This is a genomic window from Protofrankia sp. Cr1 (genome assembly GCF_963555865.1).
Lineage (GTDB): Bacteria > Actinomycetota > Actinomycetes > Frankiales > Frankiaceae > Protofrankia.
In genome coordinates this window covers 1-4524 of the sequence record NZ_CAUVXO010000427.1, presented here as the reverse complement: position 1 = coordinate 4524, position 4524 = coordinate 1, and the positions used below count along the sequence as shown (strand labels likewise).

General features: G+C 69.3%; 5 protein-coding genes. 3 read left to right on the top strand and 2 right to left on the bottom strand.

From position 1 onward, the window contains the following. Window positions 1-352, bottom strand: a 352-nt coding sequence (locus tag U9980_RS22910; RefSeq protein ID WP_322769830.1) for an AfsR/SARP family transcriptional regulator, incomplete at its 3' end; no start/stop codon positions are given. Window positions 353-480: 128 nt separating this feature from the next. Here U9980_RS22910 and U9980_RS22905 point away from each other — a divergent pair. Further along, window positions 481-687: an RNA-binding S4 domain-containing protein gene (locus U9980_RS22905; RefSeq protein WP_322747093.1), complete on the top strand. Its 207-nt coding sequence runs from the start codon at window positions 481-483 to the stop codon at window positions 685-687. 77 nt (window positions 688-764) lie between these two features. On the opposite strand, the gene U9980_RS22900 is transcribed toward U9980_RS22905, so the two are convergent. Then, a complete protein-coding gene (locus tag U9980_RS22900; RefSeq protein ID WP_322769829.1) occupies window positions 765-2351 on the bottom strand; it encodes an ATP-binding protein in 1587 nt (528 codons plus the stop codon). 186 nt (window positions 2352-2537) lie between these two features. Between U9980_RS22900 and U9980_RS22895 the strand changes: the two genes are divergently transcribed. Both U9980_RS22895 and U9980_RS22890 read left to right on the top strand, forming a co-directional pair. Further along, complete coding sequence (locus U9980_RS22895) at window positions 2538-3071, top strand: TetR/AcrR family transcriptional regulator (RefSeq protein WP_322769828.1); 534 nt, start codon at window positions 2538-2540, stop codon at window positions 3069-3071. 77 nt (window positions 3072-3148) lie between these two features. After that, window positions 3149-4524, top strand: a 1376-nt coding sequence (locus U9980_RS22890; RefSeq protein ID WP_322769827.1) for a DHA2 family efflux MFS transporter permease subunit, incomplete at its 3' end; no start/stop codon positions are given.

Below are 4524 nucleotides of genomic sequence, written 5' to 3'. Positions count from 1 at the left end.
GCGGGTCACCGGCGCGCAGCGCGCCGCCACCGGCCGCGGCGAGCCGGGTGAAGCGATGGGCGTCGACGTCGTCGGGGCCGACGGCGAGACAGTAGCCTGCGGCCGACCGGGTGACCAGTGCCCCATCGCCGAGGCAGCGACGCAGCCGCGACACGAGGGTCTGCAGGGCGTTGGCCGTCTCGGCCGGCGGCTGATCCGCCCAGACGGCGTCCACGAGCACGGCGGCAGCGACCGGACGGCCGGCGTCCAGCGCTAGGCGGACCAGCAGGGCGCGCAGCCGCGCGCCCGGGATATCGATCTCCCGACCGTCGTCGCCGCGTACCTCGAGTGGACCGAGGATCCCCACCTGCACCCGACCACTCTCGCACGGCCATGTGACGTGAACGGCCCGTCGTGCTGACGGGCCGACGGCGATGCGATTGTGGTTCTGTCGCATCGCCGGATGCCGACTTCGGATGCCGACTAGAGGAGAAAATCGACATGCGAGAGGTGGCCATCGCCGGCGAGGCGATCCGTCTGAGCCAGTTCCTGAAACTCGCGGATCTGGTGGATTCCGGCGGAGACGTCAAGCCACTGCTCGCGGCCGGCCTGGTACAGGTGAACGGCGAGGTCGACGAGCGCCGCGGCCGGCAGCTTCGATGCGGTGACGTCGTCGCCGTCGCCGGAGTTGAGGTCCGGGTCGCCTGATCCGCCGGACGGGGTGGACCACGAGCGTGCGCGCCCCAGCCCCGCTTCTTGATCCACATACCTGTTGCCGGGCGCTCTTACCTGCCGGTGTACAGGCGGTGTATGTCGACGAGTTCGACCTCGGATCGCCGGTCCGCGGCAGCCTGCAGCTCCGGGTCGAATCCGGCGCGCCCGAACAGCAGCAGTTTCGCGCCGGCCGCCTCCACTCCGCGGGCGACCAGTAGTGCCCGGACGCGGTCCAAGCGCGCCAGATCGGCGCCGCTGCGGGGCCGATCGGAGTCCTTGACCTCACCGATCGCGCGCACCACCGGCGCTCCGCCGCCGCGACGCCCGCCGGCCGCGAGGGCCACTACGTCCAGCTCGTGCTGGGCTCGACCCGCACGGTCGTTGACAACCGTCCGCCCGACCTCGCCCACCGGACCCCCCAGGGTCTCCTCGCAGGCATAGCGAAGCGTCCACTCCCTGGCAATCTCCTCGAACGCCGGCCCGAAAACCTGTGCCCGGACGGTTTCCCGGGCCGCGCGCCATGCCTGCATCGCCCGACGCTCCTCGAAGGCGACCAACCGCGGGTTCACCACCAGCTCGTGAAAACGAACGATGGGGTCGGCGATGGTCAACGTCGGTCTGCGCTGCAGCAGCACGTCGTCGTCCTTGCAGACGAACCCGGCGGTGATCAGAACGTCGAGCGCATGGCCGAGACTGCGTTGCGCCCGTCCGAGCACAGCAGCAATCTTGGACGGTGTGGTAGCGCCGCCGGCAATCGCGGCGAGCACCGAGTAGTACAGCGCCCGCTCGGTGATACGCGGATCCTCCCGCAGCAGGTAGGCCGTTTCCCCGAACAATGCATGACTGGGATTGAGGACCGTGCTCACCAGCAGGTCGTCAAGCTCGGCCATGGTCTGTGGGGAGGCGTCGGCAAGCAGGTCGCGATAACCGGGAATACCGCCGACAATCGCATACAGCGCAAAGGCGACGGTCGGGTCGGCAATACCGTACAGACCGGCGCTGGTGCGGAAGTCGAACGGACGCAGCATCAGGTCGAGTTCGGCTCGCCCGCGCAGCGGCCTGCTCCCTGACAATTGCTCGGGTATTTCGGCCTCCGGCGACGCGGAAGGAACATGTTCGCGTCGCCTTTGGCCCGCTCGCAGCTCCGACATGATCGAAAGCGCCGATCCACAGACGATCACCCGGTACGAGGGCCACCCGGAGGCGGAACGGCTCTCATCCACAAGACTCTGCAGCACCGACGGCAGCTCCCGTCCAGCGGGATGGGCCAGCAGGTACGGCAGCTCGTCAATGACCAGCAGGGGCGCACCCGCACGACCGGGCGCCGGGTCGCCCAGGGGGGCGAGACCGACACCGGCGGGCGGTAGCGCGGCGCGCATCGCCTCGTTCCAGTCCCGAAAGCGCACCTGACCTGCATGGAGTCGCTGCGCGACCAGTCCGTCGGCAAAACGCTGCAGGGCCGGGCCAGGCTCTTCCTCCAGGGCCATGTGGTAGATCCCGCCGAACTCCCGGACAAGTCGGCGGAGCAGGTAACTCTTGCCGACCCGGCGTCGTCCTGACAGGACACCGACCCGGACGCCGGGGCTCGTTGACGTGACGAATCGCTCCAGGTCATCCCATTCGTACTGGCGATCGAACAGGTCCGATGGCTTTGCCACGCATCTAGACTAACCCGAGTTAGACTAAGCGTGGTTAGGCTGACCGACACCAGGCGTTCTCCACCGGATCCGGGCCGGGACGAGATAGGCCGGGACGGCCGCGGCGGCGTCCGGTTGACAGGGGAAGTGAGTGGCCACTACCTTTCTGGCATGGCCACGCGTGCGACGGGTAGCAGCAGGACGCGGATGACCGCGGACGAGCGTCGCACGAGCGTGCTGGCCGTCGCCGTCGAGGAGTTCGCCCGTGGCGGCCTGGCCGGCACATCCACCGAGGTGATCGCCAAACGCGCCGGCATCTCCCAGCCGTACCTGTTCCGCCTGTACCCCACCAAGAAGGATCTTTTCCTCACCGCCGTGCGGGACACCTTCGCCCGCACCGTACGACGCTTCGAACAGGCGGCGGGCGAGCTCGGCGGGCAGCCGGCGCTCAAGGCGATCGGCCTGTCCTACCAGGAACTCCTGCGCGACCGGACCTATCTGCTCATGCAGCTGCAGGCGTACGCCAGCTGCACCGACCCTGACATTCGGGCGGCGACCCGCACCGGCTTCCGCGATCTGTGGCGCGCTGTGGAGCGGCTCTCGGGGGTGCCGTCCGAGGCGCTGCGTGGATTCTTCGCCCACGGGATGCTCATGAACGTCGCGGCCGCGATGGACCTGCCCTCCCTCAGCGAGGAGTGGGCACGGCTGGTCTGCCTGGCCGCTCCGTCGGCCGAGGACTGATTTTTTTTGCCCAGCAAGGAGAGTGACTACTCACTTCATCAAAAGTAAGTGAGTACTAACTAGAAAGAAGGTAGATCGTGATCACCCAACGGACACGGATCATCTGGACCTTCGTCGTGACCTCGCTGGCCGCGTTCATGGTTTCCCTGGACAACCTGGTGGTGACCTTCGCGCTCCCCCAGATCCGGGCGGACCTCGGCGCCGGGCTCGAGGGTCTGGAGTGGACGGTGAACGCCTACACGCTGCCGTTCGCCGTCATGCTGCTCATCGGCGCAGCCCTCGGCGACCGGCTGGGCCGTCGCCGTATCTTCGTCGCCGGCCTTACGATCTTCACTCTGGGTAGTGCAGCCGCCGCCCTCGCCCCATCCATCGGGATCCTCATCGCAGCGCGGGCCGTCCAGGGACTCGGGGCCGCGTTCATCCTGCCGCTGACCCTCACCATCCTGTCCGCGGCCGTACCGGCGCAACGGCGTGGTGCGGCCCTCGGCGTGTGGGGCGCGGTCTCCGGCCTCGCCGTCGCGGTCGGCCCACTCGTCGGTGGCGCGATCACCCAGGGTGCCGCCTGGCAGTGGATCTTCTGGGTGAACGTGCCGGTCGGGATCGTCGCCATCCCGATGGCGCTGCGCCGCCTCGCCGAGACCCACGGGGCGTCCACCCGCCTGGACCTGCCCGGCGTCGCACTCGCCTCCGCCGGGCTGTTCGGCCTCACTCTCGGCCTGGTCCGCGGCGAAGGCCACGGCTGGACCAGCACCGGAGTTCTTGCGAACCTGCTCCTCGGCGCGGTCGGCGTCGCCGCGTTCGTCGCCTGGGAACTGCGCGTCGCCGCCCGCGGCGGCCAGCCGATGCTACCCATGAGCCTGTTCCGCAGCCGCGGGTTCGCCGCGGTGAACGTCACCGCCCTGCTGTTCTCCGTCGGCATGTTCGGCTCGATCTTCCTGCTCGCTCAGGCCCTGCAGAGCGTCTTCGGGTACTCGCCCCTGGAAGCCGGACTGCGCACCCTGCCATGGACGGCCATGCCACTGCTGGTCGCGCCGCTGGCCGGCCCGCTCTCCGACCGCATCGGTGGACGTCCGCTCCTGGTCACCGGCCTGTTCCTCCAGGCCGCCGGCCTGGCCTGGATCGCGGCGAACATGACCACCACCATGACCTACGACACGCTCGTCCCGGCGTTCATCCTCTCCGGTGTCGGCATGGCGCTGTTCTTCGTCCCGATCGCGTCCGTCGCGCTGGGCTCCGTCCGGCCCGACCAGGAAGGTCTGGCCTCCGGCACCAACAACGCCGTCCGCGAATTCGGTGGCGTCCTCGGCGTCGCCGTCCTCGCCTCCGTCTTCGCGAGCCGGGGCGGATATGACAACCCGCAGACGTTCGTCGACGGCACCGTCCCCGCGCTGTGGGCCGGCGTGGCCGCCCTCACCGCCGGCGCCCTCGCCGGCCTGGCCATCCCCGGCCGCCG

Bases quoted from the DNA above. Each gene is read 5' to 3' on its own strand.
- U9980_RS22905 (WP_322747093.1), top strand. From the start codon at position 481: ATGCGAGAGGTGGCCATCGCCGGCGAGGCGATCCGTCTGAGCCAGTTC.
- U9980_RS22895 (WP_322769828.1), top strand. From the start codon at position 2,538: ATGACCGCGGACGAGCGTCGCACGAGCGTGCTGGCCGTCGCCGTCGAG.